The organism is Pantoea phytostimulans, from assembly GCF_046118715.1.
GTDB classification, from domain to species: Bacteria; Pseudomonadota; Gammaproteobacteria; order Enterobacterales; family Enterobacteriaceae; genus Pantoea; species Pantoea phytostimulans.
In genome coordinates, this window is sequence record NZ_CP173698.1 from 3,545,424 (window position 1) to 3,567,760 (window position 22,337).

17 protein-coding genes are annotated in these 22,337 nt (G+C 53.2%); 10 read left to right on the plus strand and 7 right to left on the minus strand.

The features are described 5' to 3' along the window. Positions 1-6 precede the first annotated feature (6 nt). Entirely contained in the window at positions 7-1,185 is a 1,179-nt protein-coding gene (locus ACF2G4_RS16555; RefSeq protein ID WP_243078725.1) for an isochorismate synthase, read from the minus strand. A gap of 177 nt (positions 1,186-1,362) precedes the next feature. Here ACF2G4_RS16555 and fepB point away from each other — a divergent pair, with 177 nt between their 5' ends. After that, complete coding sequence (gene fepB, locus ACF2G4_RS16560; RefSeq protein WP_409075164.1) at positions 1,363-2,331, plus strand: Fe2+-enterobactin ABC transporter substrate-binding protein; 969 nt, start codon at positions 1,363-1,365, stop codon at positions 2,329-2,331. On the opposite strand, the gene entS is transcribed toward fepB, so the two are convergent. Continuing rightward, positions 2,326-3,576 (minus strand): enterobactin transporter EntS, encoded by a 1,251-nt coding sequence (gene entS, locus ACF2G4_RS16565; protein ID WP_409075165.1) that lies wholly within the window; start codon positions 3,574-3,576, stop codon positions 2,326-2,328. The genes fepB and entS overlap by 6 nt on opposite strands. Positions 3,577-3,721: 145 nt before the next feature. Between entS and fepD the strand changes: the two genes are divergently transcribed. The 3 genes from fepD to ACF2G4_RS16580 are packed head-to-tail and all read left to right on the plus strand — an operon-like array spanning position 3,722 to position 6,482. Further along, entirely contained in the window at positions 3,722-4,711 is a 990-nt protein-coding gene (gene fepD / locus ACF2G4_RS16570) for a Fe(3+)-siderophore ABC transporter permease (protein ID WP_243078722.1), read from the plus strand. Continuing rightward, positions 4,708-5,688: an iron-enterobactin ABC transporter permease gene (gene fepG / locus ACF2G4_RS16575; RefSeq protein ID WP_332626650.1), complete on the plus strand. Its 981-nt coding sequence runs from the start codon at positions 4,708-4,710 to the stop codon at positions 5,686-5,688. Before fepD ends, fepG begins: the two co-directional genes overlap by 4 nt. After that, complete coding sequence (locus tag ACF2G4_RS16580) at positions 5,685-6,482, plus strand: ATP-binding cassette domain-containing protein (protein WP_409075166.1); 798 nt, start codon at positions 5,685-5,687, stop codon at positions 6,480-6,482. The genes fepG and ACF2G4_RS16580 overlap by 4 nt, the downstream gene beginning before the upstream one ends. A gap of 148 nt (positions 6,483-6,630) precedes the next feature. Here ACF2G4_RS16580 and ACF2G4_RS16585 read toward each other — a convergent pair whose 3' ends face one another. From ACF2G4_RS16585 to fes, 3 genes are read right to left on the minus strand one after another with little or no spacing between them, the layout of a single operon-like run. After that, positions 6,631-10,551: an enterobactin synthase subunit F gene (locus ACF2G4_RS16585; RefSeq protein ID WP_409075167.1), complete on the minus strand. Its 3,921-nt coding sequence runs from the start codon at positions 10,549-10,551 to the stop codon at positions 6,631-6,633. Beyond that, on the minus strand, positions 10,544-10,765 hold the full coding sequence (locus ACF2G4_RS16590) for an MbtH family protein (RefSeq protein WP_215847799.1): 222 nt from the start codon (positions 10,763-10,765) through the stop codon (positions 10,544-10,546). The genes ACF2G4_RS16585 and ACF2G4_RS16590 overlap by 8 nt, the downstream gene beginning before the upstream one ends. 40 nt (positions 10,766-10,805) lie before the next feature. Beyond that, positions 10,806-12,023 (minus strand): enterochelin esterase, encoded by a 1,218-nt coding sequence (fes, locus tag ACF2G4_RS16595; RefSeq protein ID WP_409075981.1) that lies wholly within the window; start codon positions 12,021-12,023, stop codon positions 10,806-10,808. Positions 12,024-12,275: 252 nt separating this feature from the next. Between fes and ACF2G4_RS16600 the strand changes: the two genes are divergently transcribed. Next, positions 12,276-14,543, plus strand: coding sequence for a TonB-dependent siderophore receptor (locus ACF2G4_RS16600; RefSeq protein ID WP_409075168.1), 2,268 nt, complete (start codon positions 12,276-12,278; stop codon positions 14,541-14,543). A 60-nt stretch (positions 14,544-14,603) separates the two neighbouring features. Here the strand turns inward: ACF2G4_RS16600 and dacB are convergent, their stop codons facing one another. Then, positions 14,604-16,037: a serine-type D-Ala-D-Ala carboxypeptidase gene (gene dacB, locus ACF2G4_RS16605; protein ID WP_409075982.1), complete on the minus strand. Its 1,434-nt coding sequence runs from the start codon at positions 16,035-16,037 to the stop codon at positions 14,604-14,606. 247 nt (positions 16,038-16,284) lie between these two features. On the opposite strand from dacB, the gene greA reads away from it, so the two are divergent. Further along, a complete protein-coding gene (greA, locus tag ACF2G4_RS16610; protein ID WP_215847797.1) occupies positions 16,285-16,761 on the plus strand; it encodes a transcription elongation factor GreA in 477 nt (158 codons plus the stop codon). 106 nt (positions 16,762-16,867) lie between these two features. Here greA and yhbY read toward each other — a convergent pair whose 3' ends face one another. Further along, the gene (gene yhbY / locus ACF2G4_RS16615) at positions 16,868-17,161 is read right to left on the minus strand and encodes a ribosome assembly RNA-binding protein YhbY (protein WP_215847796.1); all 294 of its coding nucleotides are present in this window, start codon (positions 17,159-17,161) and stop codon (positions 16,868-16,870) included. A 126-nt stretch (positions 17,162-17,287) separates the two neighbouring features. Between yhbY and rlmE the strand changes: the two genes are divergently transcribed. From rlmE to glmM, 4 genes are all read left to right on the plus strand, one after another. Beyond that, positions 17,288-17,917, plus strand: a complete 630-nt coding sequence (gene rlmE / locus ACF2G4_RS16620; protein ID WP_243078718.1) for a 23S rRNA (uridine(2552)-2'-O)-methyltransferase RlmE — start codon at positions 17,288-17,290, stop codon at positions 17,915-17,917. Positions 17,918-18,030: 113 nt separating this feature from the next. Beyond that, on the plus strand, positions 18,031-19,959 hold the full coding sequence (gene ftsH / locus ACF2G4_RS16625) for an ATP-dependent zinc metalloprotease FtsH (protein WP_215847795.1): 1,929 nt from the start codon (positions 18,031-18,033) through the stop codon (positions 19,957-19,959). Between the two features lie 80 nt (positions 19,960-20,039). After that, on the plus strand, positions 20,040-20,873 hold the full coding sequence (gene folP, locus ACF2G4_RS16630; RefSeq protein ID WP_409075169.1) for a dihydropteroate synthase: 834 nt from the start codon (positions 20,040-20,042) through the stop codon (positions 20,871-20,873). Positions 20,874-20,879: 6 nt separating this feature from the next. Continuing rightward, on the plus strand, positions 20,880-22,214 hold the full coding sequence (gene glmM, locus ACF2G4_RS16635) for a phosphoglucosamine mutase (RefSeq protein ID WP_243078716.1): 1,335 nt from the start codon (positions 20,880-20,882) through the stop codon (positions 22,212-22,214). Positions 22,215-22,337 lie beyond the last annotated feature (123 nt).

Consider the following 22,337-nt stretch of genomic DNA (forward strand, 5'->3'; position numbering starts at 1 on the left):
TACCCTTTATTGCAGTCCAAATGCGCGAAGCATGGTATCGAGTTTAACGCCAGTTTCACGCCATTCTGATTCAGGTTGTGAATCGGCAACAATACCTGCGCCAGCAAAAAGTTGAACGCGTGCACCTTTAACCGTGCCGCAACGAATCGTGACAACCCACTCACCGTTGCCTTGATCGTCACACCAACCGACGATACCGCCAAACAGCTGGCGTTCGAACGGCTCCAATGCCTGAATCAGGCGCTGAGCGCGCTGGTGCGGGAAGCCACTTAACGCCGGGGTTGGATGCAGCAGGCACGCCAGCGACAACGCATTTTCCTGCTCATCCAGCACTTCGCCATCAATCTGCGTGGCAAGGTGCCATAAGGTCGATGTGGTGATTAATGAGGGAACAGTGGGCACTGAAAGCAAACGGCTACGCGGTTGCAGCGTTTCGCGCATCGCATCGGTCACTAACTTGTGTTCATGACGATCTTTATCAGAGTTCATCAAGGTTTCGCCGGCGGCGCGGTCGCGTTGGCTATCATTCTCACGGCGGGCAGAACCCGCCAGCGGACAAGAGCTGAAATCGCGGCCCTGTTTACGCAGCATCAATTCCGGGCTCGCGCCGACCAACGCGCCGCCTTCCGGCAGCGGCAGGTGGAAGTGATAGCTGTTAGGGTTTTGCGCGACAATACGTTGCATCAACGCCGCCGTATCAACGGGCTGTTCGGTAGCGATATCCATCAAGCGCGACAGCACCACTTTATCCAGATCGCCGCGCTGCGTTGCCGCAACAGCTTGCGCCACCATCGAAGTAAAAGCGTCGTGATCTGGCACCGCAGTACGACGGCGCACATGCGGCAACGTCTCTTCGGGCGCCGTTTGCGGCACGTTTAAATCTGCACGATTGAAGGTTTGATAAGACTCAGGAATAAACAGCGCAGAAGGCTGATTGACGTCAAACGGGATTGCGCCCACCAGAATCGGATTCGCAATGCCCTGTTTTCTTGCAGATGCAAAGTGCTGCTGCAATTGTTGTTGAAAATCCCCGCCCAACGCCGCGCCATCTTTTACCGGCGTGGTAATGGTAGTGAAACAGCCTTGGGTTGTCAGACTGCGCCACGGGGAAGTAAACAGAAAGCCACGGCACAGCGCCGAGAAATCCTGCAACAAGGGATTTTCAAACGTCAACGTTTCCACCATAATTTTCACCTATAAATGATAAGATAATTAATAATGATTATCATTTGTATTGTGGCTCTGTAAGCTACGTTGATTAGTTTGGAGTGTCAATAAATTCGCGGGGTTTCGACTGCGTTTTCATGCTAAATCAGCATATTGAGCAGGGTTTTTGTCACAGCTAAAGGTGGATTGGATCTTATGTATAAACGGGATTTTTGGGCGATGATCGCCCTCTTTTTCGCCAGCATGCTGGTTCTCAGTGGCGTTGCTCACGCTGAAAATGGCTGGCCGCGCACGGTGCAGGGCGCCAAAAACAGTATTACTTTGCAGCAGGCGCCCACGCGCATTGTTTCCACCAGCGTCACGCTCACCGGTTCTTTATTGGCGATTGATGCACCAGTGATCGCCAGCGGCGCGACAGCACCTAATAGTCGACTCGCTGATGCACAAGGTTTCTTTCGTCAGTGGGGCGATGTCGCAAAACAGCGCGGGGTAAAACGTTTATACATTGGCGAACCCAGTGCAGAAGCGATCGCCGCTGAAGCGCCTGATCTGATCGTCGTCAGTGCAACAGGCAATGATTCAGCCATCAAGCTGGTTGATCAGCTTTCAGCCATCGCGCCGGTGTTGGTGGTGAATTATGACGATAAAAGCTGGCAGCAGCTGGTGGGTGTTTTGGGTGAAGCGACCGGGCACGAAGCCCAGGCAGCGGCGCGCGTCAAAGCTTTTGACGATCATGAAAACGCGCTGAAAAGTAAATTAACGCTGCCACCACAACCTGTTTCTGCCATGGTGTGGAACGGAGATGGGCGCGCGGTAAATCTGTGGACTGCTGAATCTGCGCAGGGCAAATTGCTGCAACAGTTGGGTTTCACGCTGGCGACGCCGCCAGTCAATATTCAGCAAGGGCACAGCATGGGGCAGCGCAAAGACATTATTCAGTTATCGGGTGAAAACCTGGCGGCTGGCCTAAACGGCAACAGTTACATGCTGTTTGCCGCCGAGGATAAAACCGCCCATGCGGTGATGAATAATCCGTTCCTGAAGCAAACGCCTGCGGTAGAAAAAAAGCAGGTCTATGCGCTAGGTCTGGACACGTTTCGCCTCGATTATTACAGCGCCAGCAACCTGCTGACGCGTCTTGAGCAGCTGTTTGTTAAATCATAAGCTTTGTTCCGCCAGCTTTGGCGCTGGCGGTTGATAACGTCGCAACTGTCCCATTACCAACCACATCAGCACACCCAACAGCGCGGCAGCAAAACCAAACAGGCTTGCCGCCTGTTGCGGCAGCAGCAAAGAACCCATTGAACCAAGGATGGCAGCGCCTATTGCATCGCCTGTGACGTTCTGCGCCGTCCACAAGCTATTAATGCGACCTAACAGCGCATCCGGCGTCAAGGTTTGGATCATCGCGTACTGTACCAGGCTGTTGATCGCGCTGAAGTAGCCAAACGCCACCAAACAAACCAACCCCAATTCAAAGCGTGGCATCAGGCTAAACAAGCCGAGGGCGATAAAGGCTGCAATCGCGCTGGCTAATACTAAGAGACCCGGACGCGACGAATGGGTCAGTCGCCCGCTGGTTAGCGCGCCTACGGCAGCGCCGAGCGGCACGGCGGCATACATCAGCCCGAGCTGATCAAGGTCAACCTGCCAATGCGGTGCCAACGATGGATAAAGCACCCGTACCGCGCTGGCTAACGTGACCAACGCCCCAATCAGCGCAACCATGCCGACAATCGGGCTGGCAAACAGAAATTGCACGCCGGTGGCTAAGGCTTTAAGCGGATGTTCTCGCGGCTGAGGCGGCGGAGATAACGCCGGTAATCTCAACAGCGTTAACACCGTCAGTAGCGTACCGAAAGCGGCTAACCCATAATTCCAGGCGACGCTGCCGTGGGCAATCACTAATCCTGCAATGGCTGGCGAAAGAATAGAGCCAAAGCGCACTGTTAACATAGTAATCGCGCCCGCTTTCATGATGTTTTCACGGCCTACCAGCGCGGGCGTGGCGGCCAGCAGCGCCGTTACGCCAATCGCGCCAAAAAAGCCGTCCCACAATCCCAGCGCAAAGACCGCGATTACCGAAGGTTCAGGCAGCAGCGCATTAATGCACAGCGCGACAAAACCCAAGCCGCAGGTGGAGCGGGCAAACAGAATAAGACGACGACGTTCATAGCGATCGGCTAATACGCCACCGGTAAGCAGGCCGATAAACATTCCCGCGCCTGCCAACGTGACGGATAACCCGACCAACAGCGGCGAATGGGTGAGTTGTTGAATTTGTACCGGAACGGCAACGGCTAGCATGCCGAGCGAAACAATGGAGATAAAGCGAGCAATAAACACGGCGCGAAAAGCGGGATGTGTTTTAAGCAGGCTGAGATCGATAAAGTAGGAGGGTTTGTTCATTTCATCGCCTATAAACGCCGATTTTCCTCGTCATTGAGTGAATAAGTCATGGTAACATACAAAAATACGAGTAATAACGATAATAAGTATCATTATCAAAGTGGCTTGCCCGCAGTGTCGTTGATCAGTGAAGGTTTAAAACGTTATGCGCCAACTCCGTGCGATAGCAGGTTCAGGGATGCTGCTGTTGCTGCTTCTTGCGCTCAGTTTAATGCTGGGAGCAAAATCTATTGCTTTACATGATGTCACGCACGCGCTGTTTTCAAGCTGCACCAGCGCCGACTGCGTAATAGTACGTGATGCGCGCTTGCCGCGAACCCTGGCGGGCTTATTAGCGGGAATTGCGCTGGGCATTGCTGGCGCTTTGATGCAGAGCCTGACGCGTAATCCGCTCGCCGATCCCGGTATTCTGGGGGTCAACGCTGGCGCGGGCTTTGCCGTGGTGATTGGCATAGCGCTGTTTGGCGCAGATTCACCGCTGGACTGGCTCGGCTTTGCTTTTGCCGGTGCGCTGATCGCCTCTTTGCTGGTGGCCTTAACGGGCGCGCTCGGCGGCGGCCGCGTGAACCCGGTTCGCCTGACGCTGGCGGGCGTGGCGCTCGGCGCAGTGCTTGAAGGCTTGACCTCCGGCTTATCGCTGCTGAATCCTGAAATCTACGATCATCTGCGCTTTTGGCACAGCGGCTCGCTCGATATCCGCAACTTCTCTGTCCTGAAAACCACCTTTCCTGCGGTTGTGATTGGCTGTGCCGTGGCGCTGCTTCTGGCACGATCCTTAAATAGCCTGAGCATGGGCGGTGATATGGCGACCGCGCTGGGCACGCGCGTGGCACGCACGCAACTGTTTGGACTGCTGGCAATTGCGCTGCTCAGCGGGGCAGCAACCGCTGCCGTTGGGCCGATTGCGTTCGTTGGATTGATGACGCCTCATTTAGCGCGCTGGCTGGTGGGCAACGATCACCGCTGGCTGCTGCCGGCTACTTTATTGATGACGCCTTGCCTGCTGCTCGCTGCCGATATTCTGGGCCGCATAGCGGTACCGGGTGAACTGCGTGTTTCGATTGTTACCGCGATTCTTGGCGCACCCATGTTGATTGTGTTAGTACGACGCAAACTGGGAAGAGGGCAAATATGAGTCGGATGATGATCAACAGCATTGTCCTGCTGGTCGCGTGCCTGTTGCTGGCCTTTTTAGGCGTAACGCGCGGGACCTTACCGATTTCCGCTGAGCAGCTGTGGCAAGTGATTAATGGCGATGCAGCACGCAATATCCAGTTAATCGTGATCGAATGGCGCATGCCACGCGTGTTGATGGCGCTGTTGATTGGCGCGGCACTTGGCGTCAGCGGCGCGATTTTCCAGTCTCTTCTGCGCAATCCGCTGGGCAGTCCCGATATTCTCGGCTTTAACACTGGCGCTTACAGCGGCGTATTGGTGGCGCTGGTGCTGTTTCAACAGAACATCGAAGGCATGACGTTGGCCGCGCTGCTGGGTGGCTTGATCACTGCTGGCGTGGTGTATCTGTTTGCCTGGCGAAACGGTGTTGATACCTTTCGGTTAATCATTGTCGGAATCAGCGTGCGCGCCCTATTAATGGCGCTGAACAGCTGGCTGATCATCAGCGCTTCGCTGGAAGCCGCACTCAGCGCCGGTTTATGGAGCGCCGGATCGCTCAACGGCATTACCTGGGCCAAAACGACGCCTGTTATCCTCGTATTGCTGTTGGCAATGGTAGCAACCGCCTTATTAGCACGGCGCATGCGCCTGCTGGAAATGGGTGACGATACCGCTTGTGCGCTGGGCGTGCCGGTCGAACGCAGCCGCATCTGGCTGATGTTGATCGGCGTAGTGCTAACGGCCGCGTCTACTGCATTGGTGGGACCTATCTCGTTTATCGCCCTGTTGGCACCGCAAATTGCCCGCCGTTTGTCGGGCGGCGTGAAAGGCGCTTTGCCGCTGGCGGCATTGTGTGGCGCGCTATTGCTGACGGCAGCAGATTACGCCGCACAGCACTTTTTCTTGCCTTACCAGTTGCCGGTTGGCGTGATTACCGTCAGCCTTGGCGGACTTTATCTGATTGCCTTACTGATACGGGAGGCGCGACGCCAATGACAGGCACATCCAGGTTACAAGGTGATACACTCACGCTGGGCTACGATAAGAAAATCGTGGCCGAAAATCTCTCGGTAGCCATTCCTGATGGCGAATTAACAGTGATTATTGGCCCCAACGCCTGCGGTAAATCCACGCTGTTACGTACCTTAAGTCGTTTGACTGCGCCGCTGAAAGGGCAGGTCATGCTGGATGGCGAAGCCATTGCGCGTTATGCCACTAAAGAGGTCGCGCGACGGTTGGGCTTGTTGCCGCAAAGCTCTAATGCACCCGCCGGGATCAGCGTCAATGAGCTGGTGGCGCGCGGGCGTTATCCACATCAAGCCTTATTTGGTCGCTGGCGTGACGAAGATGAAGCTGCGGTGCAGCAAGCGATGCTGGCAACCGGTGTCGCAGATTTGGCTAATCAGCAGGTTGATACACTTTCTGGCGGTCAGCGGCAGCGCGTGTGGATTGCGATGGTGCTGGCCCAGCAAACGCCGCTGCTGCTGCTGGATGAGCCGACAACCTGGTTGGATATCACCCATCAAATTGAATTATTAGAGTTAATGCAGGATTTGAATCAGCAGCATGGCCGCACGCTGGTGGTGGTACTGCACGATCTTAATCAGGCGTGCCGTTACGCCACCCATCTGATTGCGATGCGCCATGGGCGCATTATCGCGGAAGGCAAACCCAGCGAAATCATTACACCTGCGTTGATTGAATCGATTTATGGACTGCGCTGCATGATTGTTGATGATCCGGTCGCGCATACGCCAATGATTGTACCGCTGGGTCGGTCACGCACGTAAACAGATTTCAACGGACAGTGTGCGTGTTGGTCACTGACGTATTCAGGCCAAAAAAAACCAGAAGCAATGACCCAGAGAAAAAAACAAAAACAACACGCCAGAAACAACACAGGGCGGTGATGCTGCCCTGTGTTGTTATACGTCATTGTCAGAGCGTCGCCAGTAACCGCTGCAAGCGCGGCCCAATCTGCTCAAACATGCGTGGCGAGATGATATCAACGTGCGCACAATCCATCGGCCAGATCTCCAGCTCCGCAACATACGGCGACCAGGCACGAGTGGCATCTTGTCCCGGCTGCTGCGTTTGTTCTGCGAGGAACAGCGTGGCGCGACCATTGAAACGGATGCTGCGTGCCGTCGCCAGCAAACGTACTGAACTGGCGTAGTTGGCTTCGATAGTGTTAAACATCGCTTCCATCCCTTCGCCTGCCTGCTGACGCTGCGCAGCGATAAACTGTTCACGCTCGCGGTTTACTTCCTCCAGCACCGCCGGATCCAGGACATTTTCACCGCGCTTCTCATCCCAGTTCTGCGTTTCGGGTGGCCAGGTATCGAGCAGGCCAAGGAACGCCACTTTTTCGCCAAGCGCTTCGAGACGCGCAGCAATGCCTTGCGCCAGCGTGCCACCTAGCGAATAACCGATGAAATAGTAAGGGCCGTGCGGTTGCTGCTGACGAAGCGTGGCCAGATGTGCATCGCAGACCGCATCAAGATGCTGAGCCTGATTCAACGGACTATCGATATCCGGCGATTGAATGCCCATCAACGACCAGCGCGCATCCAGATAGCGTTGCAGCACGCTGAACTGCCAGGCAAAACCGGAAGCGGGATGGAAGCAGAACAGCGTTGGGCCATCGCCTTTACGTAACGGCAATACGGCTTCAAATCCGGCGCGACCCGCATCTTCCTCACTGCTTAACAGCGCAGCGAGTTTTTCTACCGTTGAAGCCACCATCACTTGCCCAACCGAAACCGGCAGGTTCAGGCTACGGCGCAGTTGCGCTGCAAGGCGCATCGCCAGCAGTGAATGGCCGCCCAGAGCAAAAAAGTCATCTTGTGCGCTGATATTGTCACGCTCAAGCAAGGCGGAGAATGCAGCGGCCAACGTGGTTTCCAGGCCGGGATGCGGCGCACGACCTGCGGCTGCAGCCTGGCTTTGCGGCATTGGCAGCGCTTTGCGATCGAGCTTGCCGTTGCTACTCAGCGGGAAAGCGTCAAGTTGAACCATTGCCACCGGCACCATGTACGTGGGCAGATGAGCGGCGAGGGCGGCGCGCATCGCCTCGCTGTCAATCGGGTGATCCGCAACGACATATCCCACCAACTGTCGCGCATCGCCTTGCTGAATGGCATTGCCCAGCACCACGGCATGTGTCACCGCTTGCTCCACGCCGGGTAATGCCGCCATCGCATGATCGATCTCATTCAGTTCAATACGTTGACCACGAATCTTTAGCTGATCGTCGCTGCGGCCCAGATATTCCACCGCGCCGTTTTCCAGCCAGCGTGCTACGTCGCCGGTGCGATACATCCGCGTGCCGTTGCCGTAAGGATCGGCGACAAAACGGCTGGCAGTAAGATCAGGGCGATCAAGATAACCGTGCGCCAACTGCACGCCAGTCAGGTAAAGATCACCGGCTACGCCTGGCGGCACCGGTTGCAAGCGCGCATCGAGAATGCGTAAACCGGTGTTCCACACCGGGAAGCCAATCGGCACGCTGGCATCCTGGACTGCCGCCAGTTCTGCGCCAAAAGCAGGATAGTAACTGACATCAACGGCGGCTTCGGTTGGACCGTATAAGTTATGCAGCTCAACCTGAGTAAGCGCTTGCCATTGGCGCGACAGCTCCGCAGGCAGCGCCTCGCCACTGCAAAAAACACGCCGCAGGCTGGCACATTGCGCTACCGCTTTATCATCCTGCAGCGAAGCGACAAAGGCCGCTAACATTGAAGGAACGAAGTGCGTGGTGGTAACGCGGTGGCGTGCGAACAGGTGTTGTAGCGCTTCGGGATCGCGATGCGCATCGGGTGGGGCCATCACTAATTGCGCGCCCACCAGCAGCGGCCAGAAAAACTCCCACACGGAAACATCAAAGCTGCTCGGGGTTTTTTGTAACACCACGTCGTCAGCGGTCAGCGGATAGTGATCCTGCATCCATAGCAGGCGGTTGACGATCGCTTCATGCCCGACCAAAACCCCTTTCGGACGACCGGTAGAACCGGAGGTATAGATGATGTAAGCGCCATCTTGCGGATGCGGCAAGAGAGAGGTGATTTCAGCAACCGGAGCCAAAAGTGCATCGTAGAACATCGGTTCCACGGGAGAAATCGCGGCCAGGCGCTGGGCCAGATCGCGGCTGGTTAGCAGCGTCTTCGGTGCGGCATCTTCTAACATCATCTGCAAACGATCGTCTGGATAGCCGGTATCCAGCGGCAAATACGCGGCGCCAACGCTAACAATTGCCTGTAGCGCCAGTGATAGAAACACAGAGCGCGGCAACGCCACGGCGACGATGTCACCGCGCTGAACGCCTTTAGCGATCAGTTCACTGGCCAGCGCCTGAACCTGTTGCTGCATCTCCTGATAATTTAGGTTGTGCAGGTTATCGGCCAGCGCGGGTGCATGCGGCGTACGCTGTGCCTGCTTGATCAGCAGGCTGCTTAAGGTTTCAGCGGGCAGCGTCACAGTAGTTTGATTGATCTCTGCCAACTGAAGATGTTCATCGGGTGTGAGCAGATTCAGTTCACCGCAGGCGCGATCTGGCTGCGTAGCGAGTTGGTTCAACAGTAAAGTGAAGCGATTGAGGTGCTGTTTCAGCGTGTTTTCACTGTAGCGTTCAGCATTTGCCAACAGTTCAAGGGTTAAGTCACCTTTCTCGCTGATGTAAATGGCGATCTCAAGATCGCGAACCGGGCCAGAAGCGAGCTGATGCGTGACGCCTTCAATGCCAGCGAAATCCAGCTGGTAATCGAACATTTTGAGATTGATCACCGGGCCATAAAGCGGATCGGTATCGCCAAGGCGACCCAGATCGCGCTGCACCTGCTCAGCATCAAAGCGTTGGTGACGGCGCATCTTTTTTACTTCTTTCGCGAGCTGCGTCGCCAGTGTGATCAAAGGTTGTGTCGGATCGTAATGCACTGCCATCGGCAGCACATTGATCACCGGGCCGGTGGCGCACAGCGCGGCCGATCCGATACGGCGCATAAAAATAAAGCCAGCGGCAAAATCATGTTGTCCGCTCAGGCGTGCCAGCCAGAGCGCGACCAGCGCAAAAGCGGTATCCGCGGCGTTGAGATTATGTTGCTGCGTATGTGACAACAACGTCTGGAAAGAAGGGCGATCCAGCGCCAGTTCCAGACGCAGCAGATCGGTGCTGGCACTTTGCCCTGCCAGCGGCTGTGCGGCCAGCGAGGCGGGTGGCGGAAGCTGAGCCCCTTTTTCCCGCCAGAATTCACGGTCGCGCTGCCAGGTCGCCGATTGCTGGTAACGCTGATACTCCTCAACCACTTCACTGAATGGCACAAACGGCGTGGGTTCCGGCGCTTCGTTACGTTGCCCAGCGGTATAAAGATTGGCGATACGACGCGTCAAAGCGGTAAAGCTAAAACCATCAACAACCAGATGATGATAGCGCTGATACCAATACCAATGCTGATCGCCAATACGCATCAGGCTGTGATGCCACAAGGGCGCACCGCTTAACACACGCAAATCGCCAGACATATCCTGATGCATCAAGGCGCGAGCCGCTGCTGCGGGATCGGTTTCGTGACGTAAATCGATGACATTGGGTTCACTAAAGGTCTGTGGAGAAGACCACTGCTGTGGCTCGCCATCTTGCTCGCCAAACGCCATATTCAGCGTATCCGCTTCTTTCATGCCAGCGACAATGGCCTTGGCCAGCATGGCACTGTTTAGCTCGCCGCGCAGCTCAACAAAATGTGCGACCGCGTAAGCGTTGTGGTGTTTCGACAGCTGATCGGCAATCCAGATGCCAGGCTGCGCAGCGACCAGCGGCAGAGTGATATGTTCAGTAAGATTTCGGCTCATCAAGGTTTCAGACATCGTCGCTCCGGTTTGGGTTTTCGGTAACCGGACGGATGTCGTGCCAGTTTTCGTTTAACCAATGCAGGCAGGCTGCTTGCGGTTGCGGGCCGAATACGGTTTGCCATCCTGCGGGAATCGCATTGAAGGCGGGCCATAAACTGTATTGTTGCTGCGCATTTTTTAGCACATGACAATCCTGCTGGGGATCGTCAAATGGGTTGAGATGTTGCATGTCTGTCTCCTGCTCATAAAAGGCGAGCGAGATAAGCGGATTACCGGTGTTGCCACATTGCTTTCAGTCCATTCAGCAGGCCACCGCGCCAGCACAGCGCATCGTGACCGCCTTCGACCGGGTGATAGTCGACCTGATGTCCACATTGAGTCAGGTCACTTTGAAGTTGTTGATTTGCTGCCAATATCAGGCGCTCGCGCTTGCCCGCTTCCAGGTAAAAACGGCGCGGTGGCGCAGCCAATAAACCTTGCTGCAATTGCTGTGGCAGCCAGCCGTTGGCCTTACCGCGTTCTGGCCACCAAAAGGAACCCGATAAGCTGACGGCGGCACCAAAGGTTTCTGGCCAGCTCAACGTGGCGTAAACCGATGAGAGGCCGCCGAAGCTTTGTCCGACAATAACCGTGTCAGCCGCTTCATGAGAATAGGCGGCCCATTGCTGTATTTGGGGCAGCAGCTCCTCTTGAATCGCCAGCCAAAAGTCGGCGTTACAAGGGAGTTCCTGGGTGCGGTGCTCGCGATCAATGATATCAATCATCACATAGACCGCAGCAGGCAACTCGCCCGCATCGGTAAGCTGCTGTAACGGGCCCGCAACAGGCATGGTATGTGCCCAAAACTGGCCATCTAAAAGCAGCGCCAACGGACGGTGTTCAACAGACGTATCGCCTGTGGTGTAGAGCCAAATTGAGCGTTCATTGCCCAGCCGTTCACTGCGCCAGATGTGATGCTGCAACGGCAGTATTGGCGCAAGGCCTTCATCAACGGCGCGCCAGACATCCTGATTCGGTGAGTGCGGCAGATGCAGCGGAGAAACGCCCATGCCGCGTCCACCTGACCAACCTCGCAAAGGATTGAGCGAATCGATTTGTGCCGTAGGGAATTTATCGCGCCACCAGTTGCGTAGCGTATGCATGTCGGGCTGCCCCTGAAAGGCATCAGCCTGATCATCGGGCATCAGGCAATAGCTGCCGCGCCAGGTTGCAGGCAAGGTGGTTTGCCAGAACCAGACATCGGTCTCAGGAATGCGCGCTAAAGAGGGGGGAGCAGCTTGCTGATGGTGATCGGTCACGCCGGTAATATTGATCCAGACCCGCTGAGTTGATGACTGTGATTCATCACCTTGCGGGTCGCGCCAAAAAAACGTGACGTTGCAATCACCGGTTTCACTGGCCTCAACGAAGGGAATACCACGTTGTTGTTGTTCTTGCCACCAGCCTTCACTTCCGGTCATTTCATTTAACCACGTCATATACACCATCAGCCGATCACTGCACGTTGTTACTTTCATGAATGTTATGAATAATACTATTGATAATTATTTGCATTTGCAATAGGGTGTTTCCGCTCTACGGGGAGCGCGCGCGTTCCGTCTACCGCATCTGCTCTAATGAAGAGACGATGTTCTCCAAAGGACGGCCCGGTTAGATCTGGAATGCGTTGCAGGCAAGGTAAATACCTTTCACCGGCGCGCCAGCAGTTGCAATGCTGTTGGCAATCCAGGAAATAAAAAATGAAGAAATTATCACGGCTTTCATTAGCCATTTTGCTTGAAATCGGTTTAGCCGCATCTTTTGTTCCCGCAGCGATTGCCGCGGAAACCACCTCTGAATCAAACACATCCAGCGAAGATAACGCATCCACTGACGGTAGTAATGGCACGCTGGTGGTCAATGCAGCAGAACAGACGCTGCAAGCCCCAGGTGTTTCGACTATTACCGCTGACGAAATCAAAAAACGCCCGCCGGCACGTGATGTCTCTGAGATCATCCGTACCATGCCTGGCGTTAACCTCACCGGGAACTCTACCAGCGGCCAGCGCGGCAACAACCGCCAGATAGATATTCGCGGTATGGGCCCGGAAAATACTTTGATTTTGGTTGATGGCATGCCGGTTTCCAGCCGCAACTCGGTACGCCTTGGCTGGCGTGGCGAACGTGATACGCGCGGCGATACCAGCTGGGTTCCCCCTGAGATGATCGATCACATTGAAGTGATTCGCGGTCCGGCTGCGGCACGTTACGGCAACGGTGCGGCGGGCGGCGTGGTGAATATCATCACCAAGAAAGAGAGCAGTGCGTGGCACGGCTCCTGGAATACCTACTTCAATGCGCCAGAGCATAAAGAAGAAGGCTCGACCAAACGCACCAACTTCAGTTTGATGGGACCGTTAGGCGATGACTTTAGCTTTCGTCTTTATGGCGGACTCGCGAAAACTCAGGCTGATGCCCAGTTTATTAACGAAGGACATCAGTCGCTTCGCACCGGCTCTTATGCAGATACCGTGCCTGCAGGGCGTGAAGGCGTAGAAAATAAAGATATCAATGCGTTGCTGCGCTGGGCTTTCGCTCCCATGCAGGCGCTTGAATTTGAAGCGGGCTATAGCCGTCAGGGCAACCTGTATGCAGGCGATACGCAAAACACCAATACCAGTGCCTTGGTGCAGAGCAAATACGGTGAAGAAACCAACCGGTTATATCGCCAGAACTTTGCGGTGACCTGGACCGGCGCGTGGGATAACGGCATCAGCACCCGCAGCTATGCGCGGTATGAAAATACCCGCAACTCGCGCATGGACGAAGGTTTGGCGGGCGGAACAGAGGGCATTTTCTCTGATGACGGCTTCTCAACCATTCAGTTAGATGACGTGATGCTGCACAGTGAGATCAGTGTGCCGTTTGAGTTGCTGGTTAATCAAACGGCGACCTTCGGTACCGAGTGGAACCAGCAGCGCATGAAAGATGGTTCCTCTAACAGCCAGGCGCTATCGGGTGGCAATATTGACGGTTTATCTACCGGCACGCGCAGTCCTTATTCGCAGGCTGAAATCTTTTCACTGTTTGCCGAAGATAATATCGAAGTGACAGACAGCACGATGCTGACGCCAGCATTGCGCTTTGATCATCACTCGATTGTGGGTGACAACTGGAGCCCATCGCTGAATCTGTCGCAAGGTTTGGGTGATGACTTCACGCTGAAGTTAGGGATTGCGCGTGCGTATAAAGCGCCAAGCCTGTATCAGACCAACCCGAATTATGTGCTTTATAGCCGTGGCCAAGGCTGTGCGGCCAGCGCGGGTGCCTGTTATCTGATGGGGAATGATGACCTTAGTGCCGAAACCAGCATCAATAAAGAAGTTGGGCTGGAGTGGAAACATGACGGTTATCAAGCGGGCGTGACTTGGTTCCGCAATGACTATCGCAACAAAATCGAAGCGGGTTATTTGCCGACCGGAACGTCCACTTCCGGCACCACGGATGTCTATAAGTGGGAAAACGTACCGAAAGCGGTCGTTGAAGGTTTAGAGGGCACGCTGAATATTCCGTTCTCCGACACGGTGGCGTGGAACAACAATCTGACTTATATGCTGCAGAGTAAAAACAAGGAAACAGGCGATCGCTTGTCGATCATTCCTGAATACACCTTGAACTCTTCCCTAAGCTGGCAGGCCACACAGGATCTGTCGCTGGAAACAACCCTAACGTGGTACGGCTCGCAAACGCCGAAGAAATATAACTACAAAGGGGAAGCGGTGACCGGCAGTGAGAAGGATCAGGTTAGTCCTTATTCAATCGTTGGTATGAGCGGCACCTACGACATCAATAAGTACGCCAGCGTGACGCTGGGTATTGAAAACCTGTTCGATAAACGTCATTTCCGCGAAGGGAATGCGCAGACAACCGGTAACGAAACAACCGGCGCGTATATGTATGGCGCAGGCGCGAATACTTATAACGAGTCAGGTCGTACGTACTACGTGAGTGTTAATACTCACTTCTAATAAGCCGCAATAAAAAACGCAGCGGGTAGCAAGCCCGCTGCGTTGATCGTATTACTTCACTCAGTTGTTCTTATTGATATCGCTATATAGCCTGCTCTCGAAACGCACCAGCGGGATTCGGCGTTGGCGTTGATTCTCTGGCGGAACAGCATAACCAGAAAGGAACTGCACGAAAGCCACACGCGTACCGCTTGAGGTCGTTATAAAGCCTGCCAGGTTATACACGCCTTGCAGTGAACCGGTTTTCGCTGAAACTTTGCCATCCAGTCCCGCTTCATGTAATCCGCCGCGATATTGCAATGTGCCATCGTAGCCCGCTAACGGCAGCATAGAGATGTAATCCAACGTATTGTCGTTCTTGGCGATGTATTGCAGCACCTGCATCATGGTTTCTGGCGAAATCAAATCGTGGCGTGATAAGCCCGATCCGTCGACCTGAATGCTGTTGCCCAGATCAATATTGGCTTTCTGCTTCAGGATGCGGCGGATCGCATCTGAACCCGCACGGAAAGTGCCCGGCACGTTGAAATAGTGATGGCCGATGGTACGGAAAACGGTGTCGGCAATCATGTTGTCAGACTTTTTCAACATCATGCGCAACAGCGTATGCAGCGGCGCGGATTGCGTCGAGGCTAATACGGTGCCTGGCGACGTGGCTTGCGCTTGACGAACCAGATGGCCGCTGTAATCGATATCCGCTGCACGCAGTTCCGATTTTAAGATTTCGCCAGCCCAGGCTGCACCATCCTGTACTGCAAACGCAAGGGGCAGGGGTTCTGCGCGCTGTCGCATACAACCGGTTAAGGTATAGCGGTTCAATTCACCCGGCACCACATCCAGTTCACAATATTGACCTTCACCGCTGTTGCGGCCAAGGGTGCGAACTTGGCTAAACATGTGTGCAGGATAATAAGAAGCGATGCGTACAAAGGCGTTCTCGCCTGGCGTATTGGCGCTATAAAGTGAAACTGAGAAACAGTTTTTATCCACTATTGCCGCCGCAGGAGGCGCACTAAAGCACTGTGTGAGATCGTTCCACGGCCAGCCGGGCGCCATGTCATGGCTGGCAAACACCGAAGTATCAATCACCAGATTGCCTTTGATATGCGTCACGCCCTGCTTTTTTAACGCAGCGACCATGTTGCGCAGATCCTGACGGCTCAGCGTAGGATCGCCCGCAAAACGTGCCACTAAATCGCCGTTCAGCGTGCCATCAACAATGGCTCCTTTGGTTTCAAACGTGGTTTGAAAACGGTAGTCGCCGCCTAATTCCAGCAAGGCCGCCAGCGCAGTGATCACTTTCATGGTACTCGCGGGCAACGCCATTTGCTTGCCGTGGTAATCGATGATCGGAGTTGATGCGCCGATTTTCTGCACCATCAACGCCAAATTAGCGCCGTCGGGCAAATATTGCATATATTCATCAACGGGGGCTGCTTGTGCCTGCAGCATAAATGCACAGGTTAATCCGGTAACAAGTCGTGAAAATCGCATAATCTCGCGGTAACTGGCATGTGAGGACGTCAATACTACGTCCCTGGACGGTGCAAAGTAAACGATGACCCGCAGGGAACTCTGGGGTAAAATACGTATCAAATTGCAAAACCTTTTCTGGCCTGGAAACTTATCTGGGTCAGGATTCTTTTGTTTTCAAAACGGCACAACGTGTCGCAGAACGCTTTTTTCTGCAATCACCGGTCAGGATGACACCGTTAAACAGGAAAGATGACGAGGAGCTTAAATGAATCAGATTCCGATGACGTTAAGAGGCGCTGAAAGATTGCGCGAAGAGCTGAACGAGCTGAAAACCGTGAAGCGCCCGCGCATCATCGCCTCGATTGCTGATGCTCGCGAGCATGGCGATTTGAAAGAAAATGCTGAATATCACGCTGCGCGTGAAGAGCAGGGCTTTTGTGAAGGCCGCATTCAGGAGATCGAAGCAAAACTCTCCAATGCACAGGTGATCGACATCACCCAAATGCCTAAAACCGGTCGCGTGATTTTTGGTTCAACGGTTAGCGTGCTGAACCTTGATACCGATGAAGAGTCAACCTATCGCATTGTGGGCGATGACGAAGCGGATTTTAAACAAAATCTGATTTCGGTAAACTCGCCAATGGCACGCGGGCTGGTGGGTAAAGAGGCCGATGATGTTGCTATCATCAAAACGCCTGGCGGCGATGTGGAATATGAAATCCTGAAGGTGGAATACCTTTAAGATGTTGCTACGCTTTGAAAAGCACAGAAGCACAATGTAAAGAAAGGAAAAAGGCCGCACTGCGGCCTTTTATCCTATGTGAGAGCATGGCACTTTCACTGCCCGATTATCGTGGCAGAGAAATTTTGCTCTCTTTAGCAGGGCGATACAGCACCAGCGTTTTGCCGATCACCTGAACGTTGTTGGCGCGTGTTTCACGCACGATTGCTTCAACGATCAGCAGTTTGGTTTCACGATCTTCCGAGGCAATTTTCACCTTGATCAATTCGTGATGTCCTAATGCGTATTCGATTTCGGCCAGCACGCCTTCGGTAAGGCCATTTCCACCGATCATCACGACCGGCTTGAGCGGATGGGCAAGACCTTTCAGGTGCTGTTTTTGTTTGGTACTTAGATTCATCGTATTTTTTACTTACTCAGGGATTGAAAACGGTTCATTCTACCGCCATCTCGGGTATATCGCCAAATCGACGCAACCCATTGCGTGCAGGTTTATCGCTACGATGACGATTTAGTTGGAAAAATTATGACGGGTAAAAAGCGTTCAGCCAGTTCTAGCCGCTGGCTCCAGGAACACTTTAGCGATAAATATGTGCTTCAGGCACAGAAAAAAGGGTTGCGCTCGCGCGCCTGGTTTAAACTTGAGGAAATACAGCAGGGTGACAAGCTTTTCAAACCCGGTATGACCGTGGTAGATCTGGGTGCAGCACCCGGTGGCTGGTCGCAATACGTTGTACAGCAGATAGGTGCAAAAGGTCGGGTCATCGCTTGTGATATTCTGCCGATGGATCCGATTGTCGGTGTCGATTTCCTTCAAGGTGATTTTCGTGAAGAATCGGTGATCAAAGCGCTGCTTGAACGCGTTGGTGATCAGAAAGTCCAGGTTGTCATGTCCGATATGGCACCTAACATGAGTGGTACACCTGCCGTAGATATTCCCCGGTCGATGTATTTAGTGGAACTGGCGCTGGAAATGAGTCGGGATATCCTGGCACCCGGCGGCAGCTTTGTAGTGAAAGTGTTTCAGGGAGATGGCTTCGATGAATACCTACGGGAAATTCGCTCCCTTTTTACGAAAGTGAAAATTCGGAAGCCAGACGCTTCGCGTTCACGTTCGCGTGAAGTGTACATTGTGGCGACTGGGCGCAAACTATAACCAAATTGCTGGAGAAGTAGGCTAGATCGCTGCGATTCCATGTATGAAGGATATATAGTACCCTACGCTATCTGTTAACACCGTTGTAATATGAGGTTAATCCCTTGAGTGACATGGCGAAAAACCTGATTCTCTGGTTAGTCATCGCGGTCGTGCTGATGTCTGTATTCCAGAGCTTTGGGCCCAGCGAGTCGAATGGCCGAAGGGTTGATTATTCAACCTTCCTGTCGGAAGTGAACCAGGATCAGGTCCGCGAGGCACGTATTAACGGGCGTGAAATTAACGTAGTTAAAAAAGACAGCAATAAATACACCACTTACATTCCTGTCAATGATCCCAAGTTGCTCGATAACCTCTTGACCAAAAACGTCAAAGTGGTTGGCGAACCGCCGGAAGAACCGAGCCTGTTGGCTTCAATCTTCATTTCGTGGTTCCCGATGCTGCTACTGATTGGCGTGTGGATCTTCTTTATGCGGCAGATGCAGGGCGGCGGTGGCAAAGGCGCGATGTCCTTTGGAAAAAGCAAAGCCCGCATGTTGACAGAAGATCAGATCAAAACCACGTTCTCTGACGTCGCTGGTTGTGATGAAGCGAAGGAAGAAGTTGCTGAACTGGTGGAATACCTGCGCGAACCAAGCCGCTTCCAAAAACTGGGTGGTAAAATTCCGAAAGGCGTTTTGATGGTTGGCCCGCCAGGTACAGGTAAAACGTTGTTGGCAAAAGCGATTGCCGGTGAAGCTAAAGTACCTTTCTTTACTATCTCAGGTTCTGACTTCGTAGAAATGTTCGTAGGTGTGGGTGCATCTCGTGTGCGCGACATGTTTGAGCAAGCGAAGAAAGCTGCACCTTGCATCATCTTTATCGATGAGATCGATGCTGTAGGTCGTCAACGTGGTGCCGGTTTAGGCGGCGGTCACGATGAGCGTGAGCAGACACTTAACCAGATGTTGGTTGAGATGGATGGTTTCGAAGGTAATGAAGGCATTATCGTTATCGCAGCAACTAACCGTCCTGATGTGCTTGACCCAGCGCTGCTGCGTCCGGGTCGCTTTGACCGTCAGGTTGTGGTTGGTTTGCCAGACGTACGTGGACGTGAGCAGATTCTGAAAGTACATATGCGTCGCGTTCCATTAGCGACCGATATTGATGCTGCGATCATTGCTCGTGGTACGCCAGGCTTCTCCGGTGCGGATCTTGCTAACCTTGTGAACGAAGCTGCGCTGTTTGCTGCTCGCTCTAACAAACGTGTTGTGTCGATGGTTGAGTTCGAAAAAGCGAAAGACAAAATCATGATGGGTGCGGAACGTCGCTCTATGGTGATGACGGAATCGCAGAAAGAATCAACCGCATATCACGAAGCAGGCCATGCAATTATTGGTCGTCTGGTTCCAGAACACGATCCGGTTCACAAAGTAACAATTATTCCACGTGGCCGCGCGTTGGGTGTGACCTTCTTCTTACCGGAAGGCGATGCAATCAGCGCCAGCCGTCAGAAACTGGAAAGTCAGATCTCTACGCTATACGGCGGTCGTTTGGCTGAAGAGATTATCTACGGTGCTGAACGTGTTTCTACCGGTGCGTCGAATGACATCAAAGTCGCGACAAATCTGGCACGCAACATGGTTACACAGTGGGGCTTCTCGGAGAAACTCGGTCCATTGCTGTATGCGGAAGAAGAGGGTGAAGTGTTCCTTGGGCGTTCAGTTGCCAAAGCGAAACACATGTCTGATGAAACCGCGCGCATCATTGATCAGGAAGTTAAGCACCTGATTGACAGCAACTACCAACGTGCTCGCCGCATTCTGGGTGAAAACATGGACATCCTTCATGCGATGAAAGACGCGCTGATGAAGTATGAAACCATTGATGCACCACAGATCGACGACCTGATGGCACGCCGCGAAGTGCGTCCACCAGCGGGCTGGGAAGATCCAGGCAGCAGCAATTCTGACAGCAACGGTACGCCAAAGGCGCCACGTCCGGTTGATGAACCGCGTACGCCAAATCCTGGCAATACTATGTCAGAGCAGCTCGACAAATAAGCTGTAACGTCGTCAAATAAAACCCCGGCTGGTCCGGGGTTTTTTATATCCTGAAATTGTTACTCAAGGAGTTTTTCGCCATGAAGTTGTTCGCTCGTGATTCCCATCTCGATTTATCTTTTCCCCATGTGATGGGTATTTTAAATGTCACGCCGGATTCCTTTTCAGATGGCGGTAAACATAACGCCTTGGTTGATGCGCTCACGCATACCAACGAAATGGTCAATGCAGGTGCCACCATTATTGATGTTGGTGGAGAATCGACACGTCCCGGCGCAGATGAAGTCAGTGTTGAAGAAGAGCTGGAGCGCGTTATTCCGGTTGTTGAAGCGATTGCCCAGCGTTTTGAAGTTTGGATTTCAGTCGATACCTCAAAACCTGAAGTTATTCGTGAATCTGCACGTGTAGGGGCTCACATCATCAATGACATTCGTTCATTATCTGAACCGGGTGCACTTGAAGCGGCGGCTGAAACGGGACTACCTGTGTGTCTGATGCACATGCAGGGCGAGCCGCGTACTATGCAGCAGGCACCAGAATATGAAAACATTTTAAGCGAAGTAGACGCTTACTTCGTTAATCAGATCGCACGCTGTGAAGCCGCAGGGATTAAAAAAGAGAATCTGATACTCGACCCAGGCTTTGGTTTCGGTAAAAATCTGAGCCACAACTATGAGCTGCTGGCTCACCTTAGCGATTATCACCATTTTGGTTTACCGCTATTGGTGGGTATGTCGCGTAAATCGATGATTGGCCAATTATTAAATGTCGGTCCTGGCCAACGTTTAACGGGCAGCCTCGCCTGTGCGGTCATTGCTGCTATGCAAGGTGCACAAATCATTCGCGTACATGACGTCAAAGAAACTGTCGAAGCGATGCGCGTAGTTGAAGCAACGCGTAGAGCAAAAGGATAATTAGGCATGAGTAATCGTAAATATTTCGGTACAGATGGCATTCGCGGCAAAGTGGGTGAAGCACCTATTACACCTGATTTTGTACTGAAATTGGGCTGGGCGGCCGGTAAAGTGCTGGCGCGACATGGCTCAAAAAAAATTATTATCGGCAAAGATACACGTATTTCTGGTTACATGCTGGAATCAGCATTAGAAGCGGGTTTAGCCGCGGCAGGATTATCCGCAGCCTTTACGGGGCCAATGCCTACGCCCGCCATTGCTTATCTGACTCGCACTTTTCGTGCCGAAGCTGGCATTGTGATCTCCGCGTCGCATAATCCCTTTGACGATAATGGCATTAAATTTTTCTCATCTGAGGGCACTAAATTGCCTGACGAAGTAGAGGAAGCCATTGAATTAGAAATGGAAAAGCCGATTACCTGTGTCGAGTCAGCTGCATTGGGGCGCGCTAGCCGTATTGTCGATGCTGCCGGACGTTACATTGAATTTTGCAAAGGCACCTTTCCAAGCGAACTCAATCTCAACGGACTGAAAATTGTGGTGGATTGCGCGAATGGCGCGACGTATCACATTGCTCCTAACGTATTGCGCGAATTGGGTGCGACGGTTATTGCTATTGCCACCCAGCCGGATGGGATGAACATCAACAAAGAGTGCGGCGCGACCGATCTGAAAATGCTTCAGCAGCGTGTACTCGCCGAAAAAGCGGACATCGGCTTAGCCTATGACGGCGACGGCGATCGCATCATGATGGTTGATCATCTTGGCGAAAAAGTGGATGGCGACCAGATTCTCTACATCATCGCGCGTGAAGGCTTGCGTCAAGGCCAATTGCGCGGCGGTGTAGTCGGCACGCTGATGAGTAATATGGGCTTAGAGTTGGCGCTTAAGCAGTTAGGCATTCCTTTTGTTCGGGCTAAAGTCGGTGACCGCTATGTGCTGGAAAAAATGCAGGAAAAAGGCTGGCGCTTAGGAGCAGAGAACTCTGGTCATGTCATTTTGCTGGATAAAACCACGACGGGTGATGGTATCGTAGCAAGTTTGCAAGTACTCACTGCAATGGTGCGTAACCATATGAGCCTGCACGATTTGTGCAGCGGTATGAAAATGCTGCCTCAGGTATTAGTCAATGTACGCTTTACGGGTGAACACGATCCGCTGGAAAGCGAAGCAGTGAAAGCGGTAACCGTAGAAGTGGAAAAAGCCCTGGCTGGACGTGGTCGCGTATTGCTCCGTAAATCAGGAACTGAACCTCTGATTCGCGTCATGGTTGAAGGTGAAAACGAGGCACAGGTCATTGAATTAGCCAATCGTATCGCCGATCAAGTGAAGGCTGTTTAAGCTGTTTAAAGGCGGTAGGCAATAGGCCGAACCGCCTGTAAAATCACCGGGATGGCGCTTTTTTCTGCAATCAGCGTGTCTGTTGCAAATTGCACTTGCAGAGGTATGCGCCTTTGGTTAGTA

What these genes read in the sequence shown, in the direction of transcription:
- fepD (WP_243078722.1), top strand. Translation starts at nt 3,722, where the DNA reads ATGCGCCAACTCCGTGCGATAGCAGGTTCAGGGATGCTGCTGTTGCTG.
- yhbY (WP_215847796.1), bottom strand. Translation starts at nt 17,161, where the DNA reads ATGAATCTAAGTACCAAACAAAAACAGCACCTGAAAGGTCTTGCCCAT.
- fepB (WP_409075164.1), top strand. Translation starts at nt 1,363, where the DNA reads ATGTATAAACGGGATTTTTGGGCGATGATCGCCCTCTTTTTCGCCAGC.
- ftsH (WP_215847795.1), top strand. Translation starts at nt 18,031, where the DNA reads ATGGCGAAAAACCTGATTCTCTGGTTAGTCATCGCGGTCGTGCTGATG.
- ACF2G4_RS16555 (WP_243078725.1), bottom strand. Translation starts at nt 1,185, where the DNA reads ATGGTGGAAACGTTGACGTTTGAAAATCCCTTGTTGCAGGATTTCTCG.
- rlmE (WP_243078718.1), top strand. Translation starts at nt 17,288, where the DNA reads ATGACGGGTAAAAAGCGTTCAGCCAGTTCTAGCCGCTGGCTCCAGGAA.
- ACF2G4_RS16600 (WP_409075168.1), top strand. Translation starts at nt 12,276, where the DNA reads ATGAAGAAATTATCACGGCTTTCATTAGCCATTTTGCTTGAAATCGGT.
- glmM (WP_243078716.1), top strand. Translation starts at nt 20,880, where the DNA reads ATGAGTAATCGTAAATATTTCGGTACAGATGGCATTCGCGGCAAAGTG.
- fes (WP_409075981.1), bottom strand. Translation starts at nt 12,023, where the DNA reads ATGGTGTATATGACGTGGTTAAATGAAATGACCGGAAGTGAAGGCTGG.
- folP (WP_409075169.1), top strand. Translation starts at nt 20,040, where the DNA reads ATGAAGTTGTTCGCTCGTGATTCCCATCTCGATTTATCTTTTCCCCAT.
- ACF2G4_RS16585 (WP_409075167.1), bottom strand. Translation starts at nt 10,551, where the DNA reads ATGTCTGAAACCTTGATGAGCCGAAATCTTACTGAACATATCACTCTG.
- dacB (WP_409075982.1), bottom strand. Translation starts at nt 16,037, where the DNA reads ATGCGATTTTCACGACTTGTTACCGGATTAACCTGTGCATTTATGCTG.
- greA (WP_215847797.1), top strand. Translation starts at nt 16,285, where the DNA reads ATGAATCAGATTCCGATGACGTTAAGAGGCGCTGAAAGATTGCGCGAA.
- ACF2G4_RS16590 (WP_215847799.1), bottom strand. Translation starts at nt 10,765, where the DNA reads ATGCAACATCTCAACCCATTTGACGATCCCCAGCAGGATTGTCATGTG.
- entS (WP_409075165.1), bottom strand. Translation starts at nt 3,576, where the DNA reads ATGAACAAACCCTCCTACTTTATCGATCTCAGCCTGCTTAAAACACAT.
- ACF2G4_RS16580 (WP_409075166.1), top strand. Translation starts at nt 5,685, where the DNA reads ATGACAGGCACATCCAGGTTACAAGGTGATACACTCACGCTGGGCTAC.
- fepG (WP_332626650.1), top strand. Translation starts at nt 4,708, where the DNA reads ATGAGTCGGATGATGATCAACAGCATTGTCCTGCTGGTCGCGTGCCTG.